Here is a 22,381-nt window from a genome sequence, read left to right as displayed (position 1 = left end):
TTAGAATGTAATACCGCTTTTATCCTCCTCAATTTTAATTTGCGACTCAATTCCTTCAGTGCTTAATGCTTCTTGCACACTTTCCATAGCTTCGTGCACTTTATGCATCATAAAGGTTTGTACTTTACGTCGCGTGGGGAAGTTTACAATACGGTTTAAACGTCCGCGCCAGTCTTGCATATTAGCCGCCGGCATAATATTGAGACGCCCGGCTTTCATGCGATTGCCTTCACGCACCAAACATTTCGCCATGGCGATCATATACACCAACAAGATCAACGAAAACGGTAAACCTGCAATCACTGATACTGACTGTAACGCACCAAATTCACCGGTAAATAATAAGCCCAAAGTCACCAAGCCAGTCGCTGTGGCCCAAAACAAACGCAACCACACTGGCGCATCTTCGCCGGTACCTAACGATTTACTGCTTAAGTTGGCTAACACCAACGAACCTGAGTCAGCAGAGGTAATAAAAAAAGTCATCCCGATCAACATGGCAAAACCTGACCAGACAATCGGCATCGAGAAGTGCTCAAACAATTTATATAACCCCATCTGCGGGTTAGCTACGGTGACCTCGCCAAGCTCCACTGCCCCATTGTTCACCAAGTCAATAGCGGTATTACCAAAAATAGAAAACCACACAAAGACAAAGCCCAAGGGAATTAACATCACCCCAAATACAAAGTCACGCAAACGTCGACCACGGGAAATTCGTGCGATAAATAAGCCTACAAAAGGTGCCCAGGCAACCCACCATGCCCAAAAAAACACGGTCCAACTGGAACGCCACTTAGCCACTGCCTCACCTTCATAGGCATACATATCAAAGGTTTTAAGCACAATAGTTTGAAAGTAATCACCAATGTTTTGCACTAATGCATTTAGTAAAAACTTAGTGGGCCCCATAAACAGTAAGGCTAATACCAAGATTAAAGCGCCCAGCATGTTGAGCTCGGATAAGCGCCGCACTCCTTTAGCTACACCGGTAGTGGCTGAAATGCCAGCAATGGCAATCACTGCAACAATAATGATCGCTTGTGTGGTTTGACTGTAGGAATCCCAAATAAGTAATCCATACCAGCATTCACTTGCAAAACGCCGATCCCTAAACTCGTAGCAATTCCTAATAAGGTACAGACCACACCAAAGGTATCAACTGAATGCCCAAGCCAACCTCGAATAAGCTTTTTACCAAACACTGGTATCAATGCTGAACGTAGTGCCAATGGATAGTTATAACGATAGGCAAAAAAAGCCAACACCCTCCCCATCAAGGCATAGATGCCCCAGCCATCTAAGCCCCAATGTAAAAAGTTTGGGTAATAGCTAAATGCGCGGCTTCAGGCGTTCCCCCTTCCCCCATCGGTGGCGCTAGGTAATGCGCTAAGGGCTCAGAGGCACCAAAGAATAAAAAGCCAATCCCAACCCCTGCGGCAAATAACATGGAGGCCCAAGTTAAAAATGGGAAGTCTGGCGTTTCATGATCACGACCTAATTTAATATCCCCAAAGCGCGAAAACGCCACGGCTACTGAGAAAATACAATAAGCCGCTACCACCGCCATGTAATACCAACCAAACGAGTCGGAAATACCTTGCATCGCGGTACTAAGGATACTTTGGCTCGAAGTAGGAAAAGCAATCGTCCATACAATCAGCGCAATACATGTAATTGCAGAGGAGTAGAAAACCGTTTTATTGACTTGGCTGGCCGTCGCTTTTTCCCCCTGTACAACGGTTGTTTCTGACATACCTGTATACCTTTTTATGTAATTATGATTCCTATCAACCCCTTTTATGATAAGAGGCTCACTCCATTTGTTCCAATTTCGCCTTTGATTTGCCTTGGTTTAAGCAATAAAAAAGCGGCCAAAGCCGCTTTTAGTCGATCATTGATAAATCACTTAGCCTTCCATTTCCTCAAGCTCAGCCCACCGTTCAATCGCTGCATCAAGTGCCTGCTGGGTTTCTGTCAGTGCCGCTAAAGTAGGCTCGGTTGCCTCTGGTGCTTGGGTATAAAATGCCGGATCCGAGGTTTGCTCTTGCAGCTTTGTTAGCTGCTGCTCTAACTGATCAATCCGCTGCGGCATTTCATCAAGCTCACGCTGCAATTTATAGCTTAGTTTTTTCTTTGTAGCAGGTTTAGCCACTGGCGTTGGCGCTGTAACTGGAGCAATAGGCTCAGTGACGGATGCCGTACTGTTTTTCTCTATCTGCTTTTCCGTCATGCCCAATTGGGTAATGCTACCGCCTTGGCGCAACCAATCATCAAAGCCGCCAATAAACTCACGCACATGCCCCGTCCCATCAAAGACTAAGGTGCTGGTTGCAACGTTGTCTAAGAACGAACGGTCGTGACTGACAATTAAGACAGTGCCTTTAAACTCAGACAACACTTCTTCCAAGAGCTCGAGAGTTTCAATATCTAAGTCGTTGGTTGGTTCATCCAGTACTAGCAAATTGGCTGGCTTCGTAAACAACTTAGCCAACAATAAACGAGCACGCTCACCACCGGATAAGGCTTTTACCGGCGTGCGCGAGCGTTGCGGGCTAAATAAGAAATCACTGAGATAACTTAAAACGTGCTTGCTTTGTCCATTAATGGTTAAGGTATCGCTGCCTTCAGCGACGTTATCCATAACTGTTTTTTCAGGGTCCAACTGATGCCGCAACTGATCAAAGTAAGCCACTTCTAACTTAGTACCCACTTCGATAGTACCTTGGGTCGGTGTTAACTTACCTAGCAACAACTTAAGCAACGTGGTTTTACCGCTCCCGTTAGCACCTAATAAGCCAATACGGTCACCGCGCTGAATCACCATGGAAAAGTCTTTAACTAACTCACGACCACCCGGATGGGCAAAACTAATTTTATCCACCACCAGCACTTGCTTACCGGACTTCTCTGCAGTCGCTAAGCTCATATTCGCCGTGCCTTGACGCTCACGACGCTGGCTGCGCTCTAAACGCATTGCTTTTAGTTCACGCACTCGGCCTTCGTTACGGGTACGCCGTGCTTTAATGCCTTGGCGGATCCAGACTTCTTCTTGGGCAAGACGTTTATCAAACAGAGCATTTGCTGCTTCTTCGGCGGCTAACTGCTGTTCTTTATGCTCGAGAAAACTTTGATAATCGCCATTCCAGTCAATCAAGCCACCACGATCTAGCTCTAAGATGCGGGTGGCCATATTTTGTAAAAAGGTTCGGTCGTGGGTAATAAATAACACCGCCCCATTAAAATTTCTTAATGCTTCTTCTAACCAAGCAATGGCGCCAATATCTAAATGGTTGGTCGGCTCATCGAGCAGTAATAAATCTGGCTCTGCCACCAGGGCTTGAGCTAACAACACCCGACGTCGCCAGCCACCGGATAACTCGCTTAACGTTTTTTCAGCAGGTAACTGCAATCGACTTAAGGTGCTATCCACTAGCTGCTGCAAGCGCCAGCCGTCTTTGGCTTCTAACTCTTGCTGTACCTGCATCAGCTGATTTAAATCTTCATCGGTGGTGATATTTTGGCTGAGCTGGTTGTAGCGAGTCAGTAGTTCACCAACCCCTTCTAAGCCTTCGGCCACTACTTCAAAAATTGTTCGCTCATCCGCTCGTGGCAACTCTTGCGGCAATTCACCAATTTTTAAACCAGGTGCCCGCCACACTTCACCGTCATCGGGTAGCTGCGTACCCCGCACAATGCTCAACATACTGGACTTTCCTGTCCCATTGCGACCAATGATACATACCCGTTCACCTTTATCGATCTGCCAAGAAACTCCTTCTAATAAAGGATTAGCACCATAGGCGAGGGAAATATTGGTTAGTTTGAGCAAAGCCATACAGATTCTCCTAAAAACAGGCAGCCATTGTACCTGTAGCCAAGCCTAAAGCGCAGTAGCAGCAGTAGAAAGAAATTTTCGTTAGTATGGTTTCTCGTTTTGACTAAGGACATTACATGCAACGCGGGATATTTTATGCCGGACTAGCCGGAGCACTGTGGGGCTTTGTGTTTGTAGTGCCCAGCTTGCTACCTGATTTTAATCCGCTGCTACTTAGCACCGGCCGCTACATTGTTTACGGGATACTATCCGCGCTAATTATCCTGCCAAAGCTAATCCCGTTAATACAACGTCTCACCCGACTGGATATTCAACAGCTAATCTGGCTCTCGCTCAGCGGTAATCTGATGTATTATCTGTTACTGGCCTCAGCGGTACAACTTGCTGGGGTAGCCACTACCTCTTTGATTATTGGCACGCTACCGGTAACCATCACCCTAGCCGGACGCAAAGATCAAGGGGCCTTGTCACTTCGACAATTAGCTTGGCCCTTGCTGCTAATTATGCTGGGCATGCTGGCGGTCAATATCAGTGCTTTTCAGCAAGCGGCTAACCAACAGCAACCCTTACATAACATAGTACTTGGTATTTTATGCGCCTTTGGTGCGCTCTTTAGCTGGACCCGCTTTGCCGTAAACAATACTCGTTATCTCAAATTGAGCCAGTTTACTAGCAGAGAGTGGTCGAGCCTGTGGGGCATCACCACCGGCTTACTGAGTGTGTTACTGCTGCTCATCGCTGGAGGATTATTTCCAAGTCAGCTCCTGCCAGAACTGCCACAAAGTCGCTGGCTAAGCTTTTTTGCCATCAGCTTGGGGCTGGCGTTATTTAGCTCCTGGCTGGGTAATTTATTGTGGAATGCCGCCAGTCGGCGTCTACCCATTACCTTAGGCGGCCAGTTAATTATTTTTGAAACACTGTTTGCTCTGCTCTACGGTTTTGTCTATGCCGCCCGCTGGCCTAGCTTGACGGAGATCATTGCCATTGCTTTATTAATTAGCGGAGTACTCTGGACCGTAAGAAAACATCGTTGAATGGCAGCATCTTGTGGCGAAATAACGCATAATGCTGGGCAGAATGTTTTTATTAAATTGCACTTAAAATGAGATCACTCATGAATACAGATATTCGTCTTGAAGACTTTCCCCTACATTGCGTAGAAAAACTCCGCTTTCGTGACACGGACAGTCAAGGGCATGTTAATAACGCCGTATTCGTTACCTTATTAGAAGTCGGCCGCGTAGAAATGCTGTTTGATCCCAAGTATCAGCTGGTTACTGAAAATTCAGCCTTTGTCTTAGCCCATCTTTCCATGGACTATCTCGCCGAAATGACCTGGCCTGGCGAAGTGACCATTGGTACCTGTGTGGTCAACACTGGTCGCAGCTCACTGACTCTTGCTCAAGGACTCTTTCAAAACGGTAAATGTGTTGCCACCGCAAAAACCGTGATGGTACTGATTGATACCGTAGAGCGCCGCCCAAAAGCGATTTCTGATGCCGCAATTGCTCAGTTGGCACAGCTAACCAGTATTGCTAACTAAGTTAGTTTGCCTAGGCTGTGCCCTTGCCGGTTACCCGCAAGGCACAACCTAGCCACTAGCCCCTGCTTCGCTTCATCAGTTAAAATCTCCTGCTTTTTAGGCTGCATGTTGCGCTATGTCCACTTCTGCTACTGTTCAACTCTTTGCTTTACCTTATTTACCCTCTACTGCCGAATACTTTTCACGCATTCATCAAGCGCCCCAAGCTATTTTTTTGGACTCAGGCCAACCTCAAGCTGAACGTGGCCGCTTTGATATTGTCAGCGCCTGGCCTTTGCAAGTCCTTAGCCCACAGCCTGCAGAAACCGGGGCGGCCTATTTACAACGCTGCCGCCAAGCCTTAGCCCGCCTTGCGCCCTGTGATAGTGAGCAAGAGCTGCCCTTTACCGGCGGCTTACTGGGCTACCTAAACTACGAATTTCAACCCGACAGCTATCAGCAAGAGTCTACTGAACACAGTACAGACTACCCTGTTGCCCAACTTGGGCTCTATGACTGGGCACTTATCACCGATCATCAACAGCAACGTTGCTACCTGATGTGCCACGCTAGTGTGCCGACTGAGCGCGCGCAGGCCTTACTCGCATTATTTCAAAGCAGTAATCCTAACCTCGATCCAGCGCCCAGCTTTCAACTGACGCAACCCTTTCAGCCCCAGCTAAGTGCCACCGACTACCAACAGCAGATTGCGCAAATTCATGAATTTATTCGTGCTGGCGACTGCTATCAGGTCAACTTCACCCAGCGTTTTTCCGCCGCTTACCAGGGCGACCCGTGGCCGGCGTACTTGGCTTTACGCAGCGCTTGTCCAACCCCTTTCTCTGGCTTTATTCGGCTTAGCGCCGAGCAGGCAATTTTAAGCCTATCCCCCGAGCGCTTTTTACAAGTGCAACAGCAACAGGTTGAAGCACGCCCCATTAAAGGTACCCGCCCACGTGACGCCGATGAGCTCAGTGATCAGGCCAATGCCGCAGAATTGTTAGCTAGCACTAAAGATCAAGCAGAAAACCTGATGATCGTTGACTTATTACGTAATGATTTAGGTCGCTGCTGCCGCCCCGGAAGTATTCAGGTGCCCGAACTCTTTGCCTTAGAAAGCTATCCCAATGTGCACCATCTAGTTAGCCAAATTACCGCTCACCTACGCGACGATGTAGACGTATTTGACTTAATCCGCGCCAGTTTTCCAGGTGGCTCGATTACCGGAGCGCCAAAAATTCGAGCGATGCAAATTATTCAACAGCTAGAAAGCACGCCACGGCAGATTTACTGTGGCTCGCTGCTCTACCTCGATTGCCGTGGCCACTTTGATAGCTCCATTACAATTCGTACCGTGCTTGCGCTACAGCAACAACTGCATTGCTGGGGCGGCGGTGGTATTGTCTTGGACTCTGAATGGCAAGCAGAATATCAAGAGTCAATCGACAAGGTTGCGGTACTTATGCGCACCTTAGAACAGCAGTTTAGCTAAGTGGATCACCCTACTTAAGCCGCTCGGCAGCAAAGCGCTGGGTTTGCATAGCCTGTAGCCGACTTAAGGTGCGACGAAAAGGAAAGGTCAAATAGCCAGCAGTGTACAGCTCAGTTAGCGGCACCTCGGCACACAAATACAAAGGCACCTGCTGGTCGTAACATTCATCCACTAAGGCAATAAAGCGGCGCACACTGTCATCATGCGGCGAGAGTGCCGGCAACTGCCGATCGCCAGCCACCACCCGCTGGGCAGCATCTTCGGTGCCCCGAGCAATTTTACTGGGTCGCTGCTGAGCGGTTAAGGTTGGAACCTGCCCTACAAACAGTGCCTTAAAGCGCTGGCAGAGGGCAATAAACTCCAAACTTGATAGCGGTTGCTCACACAACTCAGCAAAGCTAAAACACGCTACCTCGCTAGTAAACCCTCGGCACTGTAAACGGCGATGCCCCACTACTAGCTCACCGCCCTGTACTGCTTGCCCTGCAGCTAACTGCTGAAAGCGCTGCTCAAACTCAGAGAACTCATTACTCAAAAAATAGCGCTGAATAGCGGCTGCTTGATGTAATCGGTGATCTTGTCCGCCATCTAAGGCAATTACCTGCATTGCTTGCTGAATGGCGGCAATCGCCGGCAAAAATCGCTCTCGATTAAACCCATCGTGATACAGCTGCTCGGGGGCTTGGTTGGAGGTGCAAATAATCACCAAGCCTTGGGCAAATAGCGCCTGAAACAAATTGCCTAAAATCACTGCATCAGCAATATCACTGACGAAAAACTCATCAAAGCACAGCAGTTTAATTTCTCCAGCTAAATCAACTGCAATTTGCTGCAAAGGTTCCGCTTGACCACTCAACTGAAACAGGCGCCGATGTACATCTCGCATAAAGTGATGAAAATGCTGACGTTGCTTGGGCACCTTTGCTAATTGATAAAACTGATCCATCAACCAAGTCTTGCCACGCCCCACAGGACCATATAAATAAATCCCCGCCACTGGCAATTGAGCATTCAGTTTGCTTAAGGCGAAATCTAACTGAGTAATAGCTGCTTGTTGCGCCCTATCGCAAACAAAATCTAGTGTTTGCTGGGCTTGTTGATAACGCTGGGCGAGCAAGTTACTCATAGGCACTCTTAGGGAAAATAAAATTAATCTGGATACAGACTTAACTCTATCAAAGCTGGTTTTAGTTATCTAAATGAAAGGGTTATGATGCCAAGATCTGCGTTTAAGCCTGAGGATTTGATGATGCTTACTTTTACCGCTTTGCCTGCGTTTAATGATAACTATATCTGGCTAATCAAAAATGATGTCACTCGTGCTTGCGCCGTGGTGGACCCAGGTGATGCTCAACCGGTACTCAACTGGTTAGCCGACCACCCAAAATGGTCGTTAACCGATATTTTAATTACCCATCACCATGCGGATCACACCGGTGGTTTGATGCTCCTAAAGCAAGCCACCCAAGCCTTAGTGACCGGCCCTGCCACTGAATCTATTCAAGGTATCGAGCGTGCCGCCACAGACAAACTACAATTTAAGTTACTAGATGCTGCCGAAGTCACTGTCATTGCTGTACCTGGACACACCTTAGGTCACGTTGCCTATTACTCTCCTGCAACGGCTATGGCTAAACCTTGGTTATTAAGTGGTGATACCTTGTTTGCTGCTGGCTGTGGGCGCATCTTTGAAGGCACTGCCGAGCAAATGTTTAACTCGCTCAAGCGCCTAGCGGCGTTACCGGATAATACCCAAGTCTTTTGTACCCATGAATACACCCTCAGTAACTTGAAGTTTGCCGCAGCCGTTGAACCCAACAATCCTGAAATCAGCCAACGCTTACATCAAGTTACAAACTTACGCGCTGCAGAACAAATTACCCTGCCCAGCTCAATTGCCTTAGAAAAAGCCACCAATCCATTTTTACGGGCAACAATTCCTGAAGTTGCGCAAAAAATAGTACAACAAGGCTACTCGGCGACCCACCCAGTCGAAGTTTTTGCTGCGCTAAGGCAATGGAAGGATAACTTTTAAACCTCTGTCTACTCCCGGGTGCCTTGACCCTCAGAATAGTGGCTCATAGAATCGCGCCACTATTCATTTTTTTCGTTATTTTAATTATGTCTATTTTTCGCTCTTTACTGCATCCCTCACGCTCATTGATTGTATTCTCATCAGTGATTGCCAGTTTAATTTCTGGTTGTGCCAGTAAGCACAATACCAGCGATGAGTTTGCTGCTTTTCAACCAGTTACCACTCAATCTTCTGCCACTGCTGAATTAAATCGAGCAAAAAAACAGGCTGTAATGCGCAAGCAAGCTGAACAGGATGTTTGGCAAATTATTCGCCAAGGCTACCAGTTTGCAGATGATGTCCAAACCAATCCTCGCATTGAACAGCAGCGTTTATGGTTTGCCGCTCGCACCAACTCCATTGAAACCATGGCGCAACGTAGCACGCCCTATTTGCATTATATTGTCGATCACTTACAAAAACGTAAGATGCCGCTAGAGCTTGCGCTGCTGCCAATGATTGAAAGTGCTTATGACCCTACCGCTTATTCCCACTCCCATGCTTCAGGCTTGTGGCAATTTATCCCCTCCACCGGTAAATATTTCAACCTCAAACAAACCTCATGGTATGACGAGCGACGTGACCTAACAGCCTCCACCTTAGCGGCGCTGGATTATCTGGAATACCTAAGTAACATGTTTGAAGGCGATTGGCTCTTAGCTTTGGCCTCTTATAATGCGGGCGAAGGTACTGTTAGCCGAGCGATGAAACGTAATCGCGAGCTGGGGTTACCGACCGATTACTGGAACCTGTCACTGCCTAAAGAAACTCAATACTACGTGCCTAAGTTTCTCGCTGTCGCACAAATCGTATCTAGCCCACAAGCCTATAACGTTAAGCTAGCTCCTGTTGCCAATCAGCCCTACTTTGCCACCATTAAAATTGAGCACGCCTTGGATTTAGACCGAGTAGCAATGTTGGCAAATATTGATCGTACTGAACTGAGCCAACTGAATGCGGCACATATGCAGGGCGTGACTGTTGATGGCCCTAAAGTGATCCGGGTTCCTGCCACCAAAGTTAGCACCTTGCAAGAGCGCCTCGCCAAACTGCGAAGCCAAGACTTAATGCGCTGGCAGCAACACCGCGTCACCAGCGGCGAAACTCTACACAGCATTGCTCAACAGCACAAAGTTTCAAAAGAGGCACTCAAGTATCTGAACAAGCTAAACTCGGATCAGGTCACCGTTGGCCAGCAGTTAACCATTCCTTCCCAGCATCACTTTGCTTTAGCACAAAAAACTGAACAGCTCAGCCGCACCAACTTGCGCGCTAAAGCAGGAGCGACAACTGCTGCCAACGTTCGTTATCAAGTACGCCGCGGCGATACCCTGTCTAGCATCGCCCGCCGGCATGGCGTCAGCATTAATCAGCTAAAGCAATGGAACCGAATCGCTGGCAATAACATTCAAGTTGGCCAAACCCTTGCTTTACGTCAGGCTACCCGCAGCGCAGCGGCTAAAAAACCCACTTACTACCGTGTACGTAGCGGTGACTCCTTGTCACTGATCGCCAGACGACATAATGTTAGCCTTAAACAATTACAGGCTTGGAACCCGAAAAGCTCAAGTGCGATTCGCCCAGGCCAACAACTGGCTATTTATCGTTAAGCCTTGCGCTCAGTGAGCGCAACTTATCAGTGTTCTAGGAGGGAGCCATGTCTATATTGCTTCGCCGTCTCTGGCTTGGCTGCTTGTTATTACTCAGCCCAACCAGTTTCGCCACCATTGAGCACAGCCATGGCTATGCGCAATTTGCTGATCTTAAGTATCCTGCTGACTTTAGCCACTTCGACTGGGTAAATCCCAAGGCGCCTAAAGGGGGCCAAGTGCAGCTTATGGCGCTAGGCACCTTCGACACCTTAAATCCTTATACTTTAAAAGGCAGCAGTCCGATTAGCACCGGCGACTTTGCCAGTTACGGAGTAAGCGAACTTAATGCGCCACTCATGATCGGCAGCGGACTGTTTGACCCATCCGGCGATGAGCCAGCCAGTGCTTACGGCTTGGTCGCAGAAAGCCTTGAATACAGTCAAGATCGCAGCTGGGTAACTTTTTTTCTACGCCAGCACGCCACCTTCCATGATGGCCAGCCGATTACCGCAGCAGATGTGCTGTTTTCTTATCAGACTCTGCTTCACCAAGGCCATCCTCAATACCGAGCAGCACTACAAGAAGTCGACCGCGTTGAAGTGCTTAGCCCACACCAAGTGCGCTTTGTGTTTAAGCGGGCCAATAATCCATTACTGATTTTGCGGGTCGGTGAGTTACCGGTTTTACCTAAGCACTACTGGGCTAACCGAGATTTTAGTCAAACCACCTTTACCCCACCCTTAGGCAGTGGGCCTTACCAAATTACCCAGGTCTCCCCTGGTAAACGTTTAGTTTTTGAGCGCGTGAAAAACTGGTGGGGCGCTGAATTAGCGGTTAATCGCGGTAAATATAATTTTGATCGAGTTTCCGTCGACTTCTATCGCGATCGCCATGTGGCATTTGAAGCATTTAAGGCTGGGCAGTTTGATCTATTTATTGAGCATCAAGCCAAGAACTGGGCTCAAGGATATAATTTTCCTGCGGTACGCCAAGGCAAAATAATTAAACAAGCTATCCCTCACCAAATTCCGGCACGCAGTCAAGCCATTTTCTTTAATACTCGGCGCCAAGCCTTCCAACCGCTCCCGGTTCGACAAGCCTTATCACTGTTATTTGATTTTGAATGGCTTAATCGCTCTCTGTTTAATCAGGCCTATCAACGCGCCACCAGCTTTTATCCCAATAGTCCATTTAGCGCCAGCGGCTTACCTACTGAGGGCGAGCGAGTACTGCTGAATGCTGTGCGCCAACACCTACCTGCAGAACTCTTTACTCAGCCCTTTGCCCTCGCCCAAACCGAAGGCACTGGACTACCTCGACAAACCATAGGCCAAGCCCTACAGCTCCTAGCTGAAGCGGGCTGGCATAACGATGGGAATGGCTTAAAAAATGCCCAAGGCCAAACCCTAAGCGTGGAAATTTTATTAGTCAATCCACGGCTCGAGCGTAGTATCTTGCAATCCTACATTAATAACTTACGTTTAATTGGCATCGATGCTCGTTTACGCACGGTTGATCGCGCGCAGTTTAAACAGCGCTTAGATCGCTATGACTTTGATTTAACCTTACTCACCCTGCCCCAAACCCTAAGTCCAGGACTTGAGCAATGGCTGTATTTTCATTCCAGCCAAGCAGCTGTAGTCGGCAGCAAAAACTATGCCGGCATTCAAGATCCTGCGGTTGATTACTTATTAGAAAGTCTATTAGCCGCCAAAACCCGTGAACAGCAGATAAATGCCACCCGCGCTTTAGACCGTGTGTTACTGTGGAAGCACTACACGATTCCTAACTGGTATATCAGTGAGCACCGACTCGCTTATAAAAATCGTTTTGATTTTGTTACTACACCGCCCTACGCCTTAGGCTTAAATGCGTGGTGGCTCAAGCCCAATGAGATAAAACCATGAGTTTGCTGAAATACTGCTTAGCTGGAATTCTTAGTTTTGCTTTAGTCCAATCAGCCGTAGCTGAGGTTAAGCATGCATTAACCCTGTATGGCGAGCCGCCTAAATACTCGGCAAACTTTACTCACTTTGATTTCGTCAACCCTAAAGCGCCTAAAGGCGGGCAGTTAAAACTGGCAAGTTTTGGTGGCTTTGACAGTTTGAATCCTTATTTGGCTAAGGGTAATCCTGCGGATCGAGTGAGCTTAATTTACGATAGTTTAATGTACCAGTCGCCAGATGAGCCCTTTACCGTCTACGGCCTGATTGCCGAAGGCGTAGAGCTAGATGAGAATAATCAGTTCGTGCGCTTTATTCTCAATCCTAAGGCGCGCTTTCAAGATGGCACGCCCATTACCAGTGCCGATGTGGCTTTTACCTTTAACACTTTAATTGAAAAAGCCCACCCACTGTATCGCCATTATTACGCCGATGTCGCAGAAGTGGTCATTGAAGACCCGCTGCGAATTCGCTTTGATTTTAAGCACAATAAAAACCGCGAATTGCCGCTAATTTTAGGCCAGCTAGAAATTTTACCGAAACATTGGTGGGTGTCCCGCGACTTTAGCAAAACCAGTTTAGAGCCACCGCTTGGCAGTGGCCCTTACCGAATCAGTAAAGTAGACCCAGGACGCTCGATTGAATACCAGCGTGATGAAAACTGGTGGGCTAAAGATTTACCCGTCAGCCGTGGCCTATATAACTTTGATCAGATCCAGGTGGATTACTACCGTGATATGTCGGTTGCCTTAGAAGCTTTTAAAGCTGGACAATTTGATCTCAACCAAGAGTACTCGGCCAAAGACTGGGCCACAGGCTACGACTCTCCCGCCCTACGTAGCGGAAAAATTATTAAAGAAAGTTTTGCTAACCATAACCCAGTTGGCATGCAAGGCTTTACCTTCAACTTGCGCCGCCCTCTATTTCAAGACATTCGAGTGCGCGAAGCCATTAGTCTGCTGTTTGACTTTGAGTGGACCAATAAACAGTTGTTTTATAGCTCGTATTTACGCACTAACAGTTTTTTTGAAAACTCTGAGCTAGCAGCTGAAGGCTTACCTTCTGCGGCAGAGTTAAAAATTTTAACTCCACTTAAAGAGCAATTACCTGAGTCAGTCTTTACCCAAGTATTCAAAAACCCAGTCAGTGACGGCTCTGGCATTATCCGCGATCAGCAGCGTAAAGCGTTTAAGTTACTGCAAGATGCTGGCTATCGGGTTGAAAATGATCGCATGGTAAATGCTGATGGTGAACCGCTCTCGTTTGAGTTTTTAATCACCCAAACCAATTTAGAGCGCGTCCTGCTGCCGTTTAAACGCAACTTAGAAGAACTCGGTATTGAGATGATTATTCGCCGAGCGGATATGTCGCAATACATTAATCGAATCCGCTCCCGAGACTTTGATATGACCTCAAGCATCTGGCCGCAATCAAACTCTCCTGGCAATGAACAGCGCGAATTTTGGCACTCGAGCAGCAAAGATAATCCCGGCAGTCGTAACTATATTGGCTTAGCCGATCCGGCAATTGATCAATTAGTTGAAGGTTTAATTAATGCCGACAGCCGCGAGCATTTAATTACCCACACGCGCGCTTTAGATCGTGTTTTGTTGTGGGGGCATTACGTAGTGCCCAACTATTACATCAATACCTGGCGCGTCGCCTACTGGGATAAGTTCGCTCACCCAGAAGTAACGCCACTGTATGACTTTGGATTAATGACGTGGTGGAGCAAAGCGTTATCGGCTGATCAAGCTACTGATTCCTCCACCGCTCCGTTAACACGAGACTAATCTATGCTGGCTTATATTTTTCGACGGCTATTGCTGATTATTCCCACTTTATTTGGCATTTTACTGCTTAACTTTGTCATTATTCAGGCTGCCCCCGGTGGCCCAGTTGAACAAATGATTGCCAAGCTCGAAGGCTTTGACGAAGCTGCAGGCGGCGCGACAGGACGAATTTCTGGCGGTGGCAGTGAAGTCAGCAGCAGTGGTTCTGCTAACTATCGTGGCGCCCAAGGCCTTGATCCCGACTTAATTGCTGAAATTGAGCGCATGTACGGCTTTGATAAGTCTGCCCCTGAGCGCTTTTGGATTATGCTAAAAAATTATGCCCAGTTTGATTTTGGCAATAGCTTCTTTCGTGATGCCAAGGTGGTCGACCTAATCAAAGAAAAGCTGCCAGTCTCCATCTCACTAGGCCTATGGAGCACCTTACTGATGTACTTGGTGTCTATTCCGCTCGGTATCAGTAAAGCAGTGCGCCATGGCAGCCGTTTTGATGTGTGGACTAGCTCTGCGATCATTCTAGGCTATGCTGTGCCGGCATTTTTATTTGCTATTTTATTAGTCGTGATCTTTGCTGGCGGCAGCTATTTAAGCTGGTTTCCGCTACGTGGCCTGACTTCAAGCAACTTTGAAGAGTTAACTTTGCTTGGCAAAATTGGCGATTATTTTTGGCACTTAGCACTTCCGGTTACTGCGTTAGTGATTGGCAACTTTGCCACCTTAACCCTGCTCACTAAAAATAGTTTTTTAGATGAAATCAACAAACAATACGTCACCACGGCACGGGCCAAAGGCTTAGATCAACGACAAGTGCTGTATGGCCATGTATTTCGCAATGCCATGCTGATTATTATTGCGGGGTTTCCTGCCGCTTTCATTGGCATGTTCTTTACCGGCTCCTTACTCATTGAAGTCATTTTTTCACTGGACGGTTTAGGTCTGTTAAGTTTTGAAGCAGCCATTAATCGCGACTATCCGGTGGTTTTCGGTACCTTATTTTTATTCACCTTGCTGGGTTTACTGGTTAAATTAATCGGTGACTTAACCTATACGCTGGTTGATCCACGCATTGATTTTGCAAGTCGGGGGCAATGAAATGACGCTCTCTCCATTAAATCAACGTCGCTGGCAACACTTTAAAGCCCACAAACGCGGTTGGTATTCGCTGTGGCTGTTTTTGTTGCTATTCTTTTTTACTTTGGGCGCTGAACTGGTCGCCAACGATAAACCCTTAATCGTGAAATACGACAACCAACTGTATTTTCCAGTGGTTAAGCGCTACCCAGAAACCACCTTTGGCGGTGAGTTTCCGCTCCAAGCTAACTATAAAAGTCCTTATATTCAGCAGTTAATTGAAGATAAAAATGGCTGGATACTGTGGCCGCCCATCCCTTTTCACTACTCCAGCATTAATTACGATCTACAGGTACCAGCGCCTGCGCCTCCTTCGGCCCAAAATTGGCTAGGTACTGATGATCAAGGACGCGATGTATTAGCGAGGGTTATTTATGGCTTTCGAATTTCAGTGCTGTTCGCCCTTACCTTAACTACGATTAGTGCAGTGATCGGTATTATCGCCGGCGCTTTGCAGGGCTATTATGGCGGCTGGGTTGATTTAATCGGCCAGCGCTTTATGGAGATTTGGTCAGGCCTGCCAGTGCTCTACCTATTAATTATTATGGCGAGCTTTATTCAGCCTAATTTTTGGTGGCTACTGGGGATTATGCTGCTGTTTTCTTGGATGAGCTTGGTGGATTTAGTTCGTGCCGAGTTTTTACGTGGAAGAAATCTAGAATATGTGCGCGCTGCTCGGGCGCTGGGCATGTCTGACACTAACATTATGTTTCGCCATATTCTGCCAAATGCGATGGTCTCCACCCTAACTTTTTTGCCATTTATTATTACCGGAGCAATTGGCACCTTAACCGCACTCGACTTTTTAGGTTTTGGCTTACCACCAGGTGCTCCTTCTCTAGGCGAGCTAGTTTCCCAAGCCAAGTCTAACCTGCAAGCACCTTGGCTAGCGATCAGTGCCTTTAGTGTGTTGGCCTTAATGTTAAGTTTATTAGTCTTTATTGGTGAGGCAGCCCGCGATGCATTCGACCCCCGCAAGTAAGCCGCTACTCAGTATCGAACAGCTGAGTGTGAGTTTTACCCAAGGCCAACAGCTAAGTCCTGCGGTTAAACAGGTCAGCTTGCAACTGCAGCCAGGTGAAACCTTAGCCTTAGTCGGTGAAAGTGGCTCCGGCAAATCTGTCACGGCTAATGCGATTTTGCGTCTATTGCCCGCTAGCGCTCAAATGATGGGCAAAATTCTTTATCAGGGCGAAGACTTGCTGAGCCTGCCAGAAACAGCTATGCAACAAATTCGTGGCCAACAAATTGCGATGATTTTTCAAGAGCCCATGAGCTCGTTAAACCCGTTGCAACGCATTGGCAAACAAATCAGCGAGATGATTTTACAGCATCAACGCCTGACAAAAGCCGAAGCTAGCGCTAAAGCTTTAGAGCTATTGCGCCTAGTTGAAATCCCTCAGCCTGAGCAGCGGATTAAAGCCTACCCCCATGAGCTCTCAGGTGGTCAGCGGCAACGAGTAATGATCGCCATGGCGCTGGCTAATGAGCCCAAGCTATTGATTGCCGATGAGCCCACCACCGCATTGGATGTCACCGTACAAAAAACCATTTTAGAACTACTGCAACGCTTACAACAAAAAATGGGCATGGCGATTTTATTAATTAGCCATGATTTAAACTTAGTCAGACGCGTGGCTGACCGCGTGTGTGTTATGCAGCAAGGCTGTTTGGTTGAGCAAGCTGTCAGCGAACAGTTATTTACAGCACCACAACACCCTTACACCCAAGCCTTACTCGCCGCTGAACCCTCGGGCTTACCCGCCGCTACTGAAATTGGCCCAACCTTATTGAGCGTTGAGCAGTTAAAGGTATGGTTTCCGCTGAAAAAGGGGTTGCTACAACGCACCTTTGATCATGTTAAAGCAGTAGATGACATTAGTTTTCAGCTAAAACGTGGGCAAAGTTTGGGCATTGTGGGTGAAAGCGGCTCGGGTAAATCCACCTTAGGCTTAGCCATTTTGCGCTTAATTCAAAGCCAAGGCTCAATTGTATTTGCACAGCAACCGATCAATAACTTAACCCAAAAACAAGTTCGCCCCCTGCGCCGTAAGCTACAGGTGGTCTTTCAAGATCCCTTTGGCAGCTTGAGTCCACGCATGAGCATCGGACAAATTATTGGCGAAGGTTTAGAGATTCATCAAATCGGTACACCCGCTGAGCGTGAACAAATGATCGTGCACGCCCTACAAGAAGTGGGGCTGGATCCAGCTACTCGACACCGCTATCCCCATGAGTTTTCCGGTGGTCAACGCCAACGGGTAGCCATTGCCCGCGCCTTGGTGCTTAAACCTGATTTGATCTTATTAGACGAACCGACTTCAGCCTTAGATCGTAGCGTGCAACTGTGGCATGACAATAAAGTTAGTAACTGAACAATAAAGTTGGTAACTTGACAATATAATTGGTAACTTGCTCCATACATTTAATGCTCAAAATTGAGGTGTGGAGCATGACAAGCAGCACACTTGACTCACGTTCTTTGAAATGGATAAAACAAGGGCGTGGAGCTGGCTCCGGTAAAGACTATCAACCTTGGCTAACGGTCAGAGATTTACCCTCTTCTGGCCGCTCCCATCGCATCTGGGGATTTCAAACGCAGCGTACCCACCACCTGCTTTCAGATTTAGAGTTAGCAGCTTTCTTTTTGTTTGACTGGAACCCATTCGCTACCGATATACGTGAGCAATATCCTCTCAGGTTAGAAGACACCCTTGAGCTTGCAGAACAAGCAGGTATTCGCCACCCCGCGCTTAAAGGGCAAGTGCAGATTATGTCTAGTGACTTTCTCATTGATACGAATATGTTGCGCCAACCAAGAATAGCTATACAAGTTAAAACATCAGCTGAACTATACAACCCCAGAACGATAGAGAAGCTAGAGCTTGAGCGACGGTATTGGGCTAAGAAAAATATCCCATGGTATTTACTAACAGAACAACAAATACCCAAGATAGTCATACAAAATATTGCTTGGCTTTATCCCGCGCAGGTTGCCCTCGATGAACTTGAAAGCACATTAGCTATGGCGGCATTCTATTTAAATTTTTTCCTGCAGAATCCAACCCTACAGATTTCACAAGCAGCAATGATCCTTGACCAAGCATACTCACTGGCACCCGGCGAATCACTACAAAAAATTCGCTCGCTATTAGCTTTACGAGTTTTCTTATTTGATATTACCAAGCACTGGTCATCTTTATGCGTTAGTGAGCTGCAAGCCTCATCCGACATACATTCATTGAGGGAGCGCTATGCTGCGAATCAATGATGTTGTCATGTATGCAGATATTCGCTATCGAATTCTTGTCGTCTCCGATACTCAATATACTTGGATAGATATTGACTCTGATAAAGCTTTTCCAGAGCAAATACCTTTATCAGAAGTTGACACAGAAATATTATCTGAAACCTTAAGAAGAGTTGAGGACCCTTTTTTGTATCTTGCGGCACAATTACCAGAACAGGGTTCAGCTGCGCAGAAAGTCCGTGATAAGCGCCTTGCTGCCATTGAGACACTAATAAATCATCCTAATATTTATTATAGATCGGGTAGAGGCGCCTTAATACAGCAAGCTGTTGAAGCATCCGGCTCCGCTAAAAAGACTTTGTACTCATACCTGCGCCAGTACTGGCAACGTGGCTGTACACCAAACGCTCTTTTACCTGACTACAATAATTCAGGTGCTCGTGGCACAAAGCGTGCAGCGTCAGATAAAAAACTAGGCCGTCCAAGAAGTATAGCCCCTGGAACGGGAGCAATTATTGATAGCAGCATTGAGCGCATGTTCCGTATTGTGCTGGATCGTTATTATTTAACAGAGAAAAGCCATTCTCTGCCTTATGCACATCGCCGCTTTGAAGATATGTTTGAAGTCGCAAACCCTGATGAGTTCAAAGAGAACTTCCCAACAATCAGACAATTACGCCATTTTTATGAGCGCGAATATATCCGGCCAGATCGTATTCGCCTGAGAGCAAATAAGATCAATTACCATAAGGATATCAAGCCACTGCAGGGTACAGCGACAGCTGGTGTTCATGGCCCAGGTGCACGATACGAAATTGATGCCACCATTGCAGATATTTATCTTCTATCGGCTGATCGAAAAAGCATTATCGGTCGCCCAACGTTATACGCTGTTGTTGATGTTTACAGTAGGCTAATTGCTGGTTTCTATGTCGGCCTTGAGAACCCTTCGTACGTTACAGCCATGTTAGCTCTAGTTAATGCGATGACTGACAAAGTACAGTTGTGTCAATCATACGGTTATAATGTTGAGCCAGAAGATTGGCCTTCGATAGGTATCCCTGATGCCATTTTAGCAGACAGGGGAGAGCTACTCGGGTATCAAATTGAATCTCTTGAGCAAGCATTTGGCGTGAGAATTGAAAACACGCCTCCTTATCGAGGCGATGCTAAAGGTATTGTTGAGCGCAGTTTTAAAACCCTACAAGCTGATTTTAAACCTTTTGCACCGGGTGTGGTGACTGGAGATATCGTAAGGAAACGTGGCGGAAAAGATTACCGCTTAGATGCAACTCTTACGCTACATGAGTTCACTAAAATCATTATTGGCTCCATTCTTCAGCGCAACCAACACTCTGTTTTAGTTAAATATGATCGTGATCCAGAGATGCCCGACACGCTGGCACCTATCCCGATTAATATTTGGCGCTGGGGTATTCAGAATCGCAGTGGCCGTCTACGAAACACCTCTGCAGCTGCACTGAAAATCGCCTTGCTTCCTCGCCAGAAAGTGACCCTATCAGATTATGGTATCCAATGTTTTGGTGCTTATTATACCTGCAGGGAGTTAGTCGAGACGGGCTGGCTCCATAGAACACGGCAGCAGCGTCCAAGCTCTTTTATAGCAGCTTACGACCCAGCAGTGGCTGATGTGATTTATGTTTTCCCTGATAAGGGCCAGCCAGATTATTGGGAATGTTTGTTAACAGATCGCTCCAGAGAGTTCAGAGGCAAGTCCATGTGGGAGATGTGGGCAAGCAAACAACAGCAGAAAAAAGCAATAGCTACTGCCAAACTGTCTGAACAAGAAAATAAGAGAGCGCTAGAAAATATAATTGATAAAACAATCAGGGCCGCAGAAAAGCTGCGTCCTGCCTATTTTGGTGACTCGAAAACTGAAACGTTGGCTGGGATTAAGAAAAGCAGATTGGAGGCTCGCAATGCTGAACGGCAGCAACGCCGACCCGACTCTAAAACTACTGATTCAAAACCAAAAGCCGACGTCAGATACTTACATAATCCGCCTGAAGACGCTGCTTATCCTAATTTTCTTGATGAGTTATTTGGAGATGATGAATGACTCTACCAAAAGGTATGCTTCAAGCCATATATCATCAGACTGGAGTCAGCCAGTATGACGGAAACCCTCTTATTGAAGCACTACCACCGATACTCGATCGGACTCAGTTAAGAGATGGGCTCTCAGGCAAAGTTACATTTCGTCCGAACGATATCTATCTTGATGTTCAGACTCGTATTCACGTCATTTCTCAGTTGTTAGATAGCTTTTTTCAACCGTTATCGCGCCATATAGAGTTAGAATCAAAGCTATCTGTTTTGCTTCGCCAAGGTTATGTCGGTAGAAACTTAGCTAATGGCGATTTAAATACCCATATCCAAAACGGTTACGAACGTGTCATGCAAGGTGACCTGGGTGTTTTCCGCTTTGAGCATGTCGAATCAACTGCTAAAAGCATGGCATTTATTGGCTGCTCAGGCTCTGGTAAGACAAGCTCATTAAATCGTATTCTAGCAACTTACCCACAACTGCTTTATCACGAAAAATACAATTTCACGCAAATTGTATTTCTTAAAATTGATTGCCCGCATGACGGTTCTCTAAAGAGCCTATGTCATAACTTTTTCAGAGAAATTGACGCAATACTGGGCACTAACTATGTACGCCGCTACGTTGAAAAACGCCACGGTGTAGAAACTTTGATTGCAATGATGGCACATACTGCAAACACTCATGCGATTGGCCTTCTTGTGATAGATGAAATTCAGCACCTGAGTGTCAAGCGCTCGGGTGGCTCAGAGCGCATGCTTAATTTCTTTGTAACTCTTGTTAACGAAATATCAGTCCCAGTTGTAATGGTAGGCACACCAAAAGCTAAGCCTGTTTTTGAACTGGACTTACGCTCAGCGCGCCGGGGTGCTGGATATGGCTCCATTTTGTGGGAGCCATTAAGTAAACCCTTGCCAGAGCAAAATGTATCACGCTCAGAATGGGGGGCTTTCACCAATCAACTTTGGAAGTATCAGTGGCTAACTAAAGCAGCGCCTGTGATTTCTGATGAGCTTAGAGAAACTTGGTACGATCTTTCCCAAGGGATAATGGATGTTGTTATCAAGCTATTTGTTCTCTCTCAAATCAGAGCGGTCGTAACTAAGATCGAGCGCATTACTCCAGAACTCATGAAAAGAGTATACGAAGATGAGCTCAAACCGATTCACCCGATGATAGATGCTCTGAGATCAGGAGATATTATTAAAATCGCGCGTTACTCAGACCTGACGATCCCTGACGTTGATCGTAAAATATTGGAATTAAGTAACTTATTACATTCGCATCAGGAAAGTATTGATGTAGTGGCTAAATATCGTGGCAATGAACAAGCCATCCGTCTGCACAATATGCTGGTTGATATGGGTTACGCATCGGATTTACTAGAACCGCTGATCAATAGAGCTTTTGAGGACCACCCGCAAATGCACATGAAGGATCTTATGCCATTGATCCTGTCCTGGTATCAAAATACTGATACAGTAAAACCGAAGCTAACAACTCCAACTCCAACTCCAAAAGCACAAAGTATCAAGAAAACAGACTGGCACACGTTAGAGTCTGATGACCTGAGATTCCTGCACTCTCAAGCCGCCAATGATGTGGATATTCAAAAATCACTACAACAAGCAGGCTTATTGTTCGATACTGAGCAGTGGGTAAACTCTTTCAGGTAAGT

15 protein-coding genes and 1 pseudogene are annotated in these 22,381 nt (G+C 46.8%); 13 read left to right on the top strand and 3 right to left on the bottom strand.

All coding sequences use genetic code 11. The annotated features are described in order from the left end of the window. Together AC2T15_RS02905 and AC2T15_RS02900 are read right to left on the bottom strand one after the other, a co-directional pair. Nucleotides 1-1,756, bottom strand: a pseudogene (locus tag AC2T15_RS02905) (BCCT family transporter). 153 nt (nucleotides 1,757-1,909) lie between these two features. Further along, complete coding sequence (locus AC2T15_RS02900) at nucleotides 1,910-3,838, bottom strand: ATP-binding cassette domain-containing protein (RefSeq protein ID WP_286592898.1); 1,929 nt, start codon at nucleotides 3,836-3,838, stop codon at nucleotides 1,910-1,912. Nucleotides 3,839-3,954: 116 nt separating this feature from the next. Here AC2T15_RS02900 and AC2T15_RS02895 point away from each other — a divergent pair, with 116 nt between their 5' ends. The 3 genes from AC2T15_RS02895 (at nucleotide 3,955) to pabB (ending at nucleotide 6,852) form a co-directional block, all read left to right on the top strand. Next, entirely contained in the window at nucleotides 3,955-4,872 is a 918-nt protein-coding gene (locus AC2T15_RS02895; RefSeq protein ID WP_486778679.1) for a DMT family transporter, read from the top strand. A gap of 80 nt (nucleotides 4,873-4,952) precedes the next feature. Then, the gene (locus tag AC2T15_RS02890; protein ID WP_053102685.1) at nucleotides 4,953-5,381 is read left to right on the top strand and encodes an acyl-CoA thioesterase; all 429 of its coding nucleotides are present in this window, start codon (nucleotides 4,953-4,955) and stop codon (nucleotides 5,379-5,381) included. Between the two features lie 115 nt (nucleotides 5,382-5,496). Further along, entirely contained in the window at nucleotides 5,497-6,852 is a 1,356-nt protein-coding gene (gene pabB, locus AC2T15_RS02885) for an aminodeoxychorismate synthase component I (protein ID WP_486778678.1), read from the top strand. Nucleotides 6,853-6,862: 10 nt separating this feature from the next. Here pabB and zapE read toward each other — a convergent pair whose 3' ends face one another. Beyond that, on the bottom strand, nucleotides 6,863-7,978 hold the full coding sequence (gene zapE, locus AC2T15_RS02880; RefSeq protein WP_486778677.1) for a cell division protein ZapE: 1,116 nt from the start codon (nucleotides 7,976-7,978) through the stop codon (nucleotides 6,863-6,865). 123 nt (nucleotides 7,979-8,101) lie between these two features. Between zapE and gloB the strand changes: the two genes are divergently transcribed. The 10 genes from gloB (at nucleotide 8,102) to AC2T15_RS02830 (ending at nucleotide 22,379) form a co-directional block, all read left to right on the top strand. Then, nucleotides 8,102-8,887 (top strand): hydroxyacylglutathione hydrolase, encoded by a 786-nt coding sequence (gene gloB / locus AC2T15_RS02875; RefSeq protein ID WP_486779003.1) that lies wholly within the window; start codon nucleotides 8,102-8,104, stop codon nucleotides 8,885-8,887. An 86-nt stretch (nucleotides 8,888-8,973) separates the two neighbouring features. After that, nucleotides 8,974-10,536 (top strand): LysM peptidoglycan-binding domain-containing protein, encoded by a 1,563-nt coding sequence (locus AC2T15_RS02870; RefSeq protein WP_486778676.1) that lies wholly within the window; start codon nucleotides 8,974-8,976, stop codon nucleotides 10,534-10,536. Nucleotides 10,537-10,592: 56 nt separating this feature from the next. Then, nucleotides 10,593-12,425 carry an extracellular solute-binding protein gene (locus tag AC2T15_RS02865; protein WP_486779002.1) on the top strand — a complete coding sequence of 611 codons (1,833 nt, stop codon included), beginning with the start codon at nucleotides 10,593-10,595 and terminating at the stop codon, nucleotides 12,423-12,425. Next, on the top strand, nucleotides 12,422-14,254 hold the full coding sequence (locus AC2T15_RS02860) for an extracellular solute-binding protein (protein WP_486778675.1): 1,833 nt from the start codon (nucleotides 12,422-12,424) through the stop codon (nucleotides 14,252-14,254). The genes AC2T15_RS02865 and AC2T15_RS02860 overlap by 4 nt, the downstream gene beginning before the upstream one ends. Nucleotides 14,255-14,257: 3 nt before the next feature. Continuing rightward, nucleotides 14,258-15,346 carry a microcin C ABC transporter permease YejB gene (locus AC2T15_RS02855; protein WP_053100048.1) on the top strand — a complete coding sequence of 363 codons (1,089 nt, stop codon included), beginning with the start codon at nucleotides 14,258-14,260 and terminating at the stop codon, nucleotides 15,344-15,346. 1 nt (nucleotide 15,347) lies between these two features. Further along, nucleotides 15,348-16,367 (top strand): ABC transporter permease, encoded by a 1,020-nt coding sequence (locus tag AC2T15_RS02850; protein ID WP_286592904.1) that lies wholly within the window; start codon nucleotides 15,348-15,350, stop codon nucleotides 16,365-16,367. Further along, nucleotides 16,345-17,760 carry an ABC transporter ATP-binding protein gene (locus AC2T15_RS02845; RefSeq protein ID WP_486778674.1) on the top strand — a complete coding sequence of 472 codons (1,416 nt, stop codon included), beginning with the start codon at nucleotides 16,345-16,347 and terminating at the stop codon, nucleotides 17,758-17,760. Before AC2T15_RS02850 ends, AC2T15_RS02845 begins: the two co-directional genes overlap by 23 nt. 77 nt (nucleotides 17,761-17,837) lie before the next feature. After that, nucleotides 17,838-18,656: a TnsA endonuclease N-terminal domain-containing protein gene (locus AC2T15_RS02840; protein ID WP_286594622.1), complete on the top strand. Its 819-nt coding sequence runs from the start codon at nucleotides 17,838-17,840 to the stop codon at nucleotides 18,654-18,656. Further along, complete coding sequence (locus AC2T15_RS02835) at nucleotides 18,640-20,715, top strand: Mu transposase C-terminal domain-containing protein (protein ID WP_486778364.1); 2,076 nt, start codon at nucleotides 18,640-18,642, stop codon at nucleotides 20,713-20,715. The genes AC2T15_RS02840 and AC2T15_RS02835 overlap by 17 nt, the downstream gene beginning before the upstream one ends. Further along, entirely contained in the window at nucleotides 20,712-22,379 is a 1,668-nt protein-coding gene (locus tag AC2T15_RS02830; protein WP_486778363.1) for an AAA family ATPase, read from the top strand. Before AC2T15_RS02835 ends, AC2T15_RS02830 begins: the two co-directional genes overlap by 4 nt. Nucleotides 22,380-22,381 lie beyond the last annotated feature (2 nt).

The organism is Thiopseudomonas sp. SA1F2-1K (assembly GCF_057443035.1).
The sequence above is the reverse complement of the archived record's forward strand: the minus strand, read 5'-3'. Positions and strand labels throughout refer to the sequence as shown.

Excerpts from the sequence above, each read along its gene's own strand:
- AC2T15_RS02900 (WP_286592898.1), bottom strand. The coding sequence starts at position 3,838 with ATGGCTTTGCTCAAACTAACCAATATTTCCCTCGCCTATGGTGCTAAT.
- AC2T15_RS02895 (WP_486778679.1), top strand. The coding sequence starts at position 3,955 with ATGCAACGCGGGATATTTTATGCCGGACTAGCCGGAGCACTGTGGGGC.
- AC2T15_RS02890 (WP_053102685.1), top strand. The coding sequence starts at position 4,953 with ATGAATACAGATATTCGTCTTGAAGACTTTCCCCTACATTGCGTAGAA.
- pabB (WP_486778678.1), top strand. The coding sequence starts at position 5,497 with ATGTCCACTTCTGCTACTGTTCAACTCTTTGCTTTACCTTATTTACCC.
- zapE (WP_486778677.1), bottom strand. The coding sequence starts at position 7,978 with ATGAGTAACTTGCTCGCCCAGCGTTATCAACAAGCCCAGCAAACACTA.
- gloB (WP_486779003.1), top strand. The coding sequence starts at position 8,102 with ATGCTTACTTTTACCGCTTTGCCTGCGTTTAATGATAACTATATCTGG.
- AC2T15_RS02870 (WP_486778676.1), top strand. The coding sequence starts at position 8,974 with ATGTCTATTTTTCGCTCTTTACTGCATCCCTCACGCTCATTGATTGTA.
- AC2T15_RS02860 (WP_486778675.1), top strand. The coding sequence starts at position 12,422 with ATGAGTTTGCTGAAATACTGCTTAGCTGGAATTCTTAGTTTTGCTTTA.
- AC2T15_RS02855 (WP_053100048.1), top strand. The coding sequence starts at position 14,258 with ATGCTGGCTTATATTTTTCGACGGCTATTGCTGATTATTCCCACTTTA.
- AC2T15_RS02850 (WP_286592904.1), top strand. The coding sequence starts at position 15,348 with ATGACGCTCTCTCCATTAAATCAACGTCGCTGGCAACACTTTAAAGCC.
- AC2T15_RS02845 (WP_486778674.1), top strand. The coding sequence starts at position 16,345 with ATGCATTCGACCCCCGCAAGTAAGCCGCTACTCAGTATCGAACAGCTG.
- AC2T15_RS02840 (WP_286594622.1), top strand. The coding sequence starts at position 17,838 with ATGACAAGCAGCACACTTGACTCACGTTCTTTGAAATGGATAAAACAA.
- AC2T15_RS02835 (WP_486778364.1), top strand. The coding sequence starts at position 18,640 with ATGCTGCGAATCAATGATGTTGTCATGTATGCAGATATTCGCTATCGA.
- AC2T15_RS02830 (WP_486778363.1), top strand. The coding sequence starts at position 20,712 with ATGACTCTACCAAAAGGTATGCTTCAAGCCATATATCATCAGACTGGA.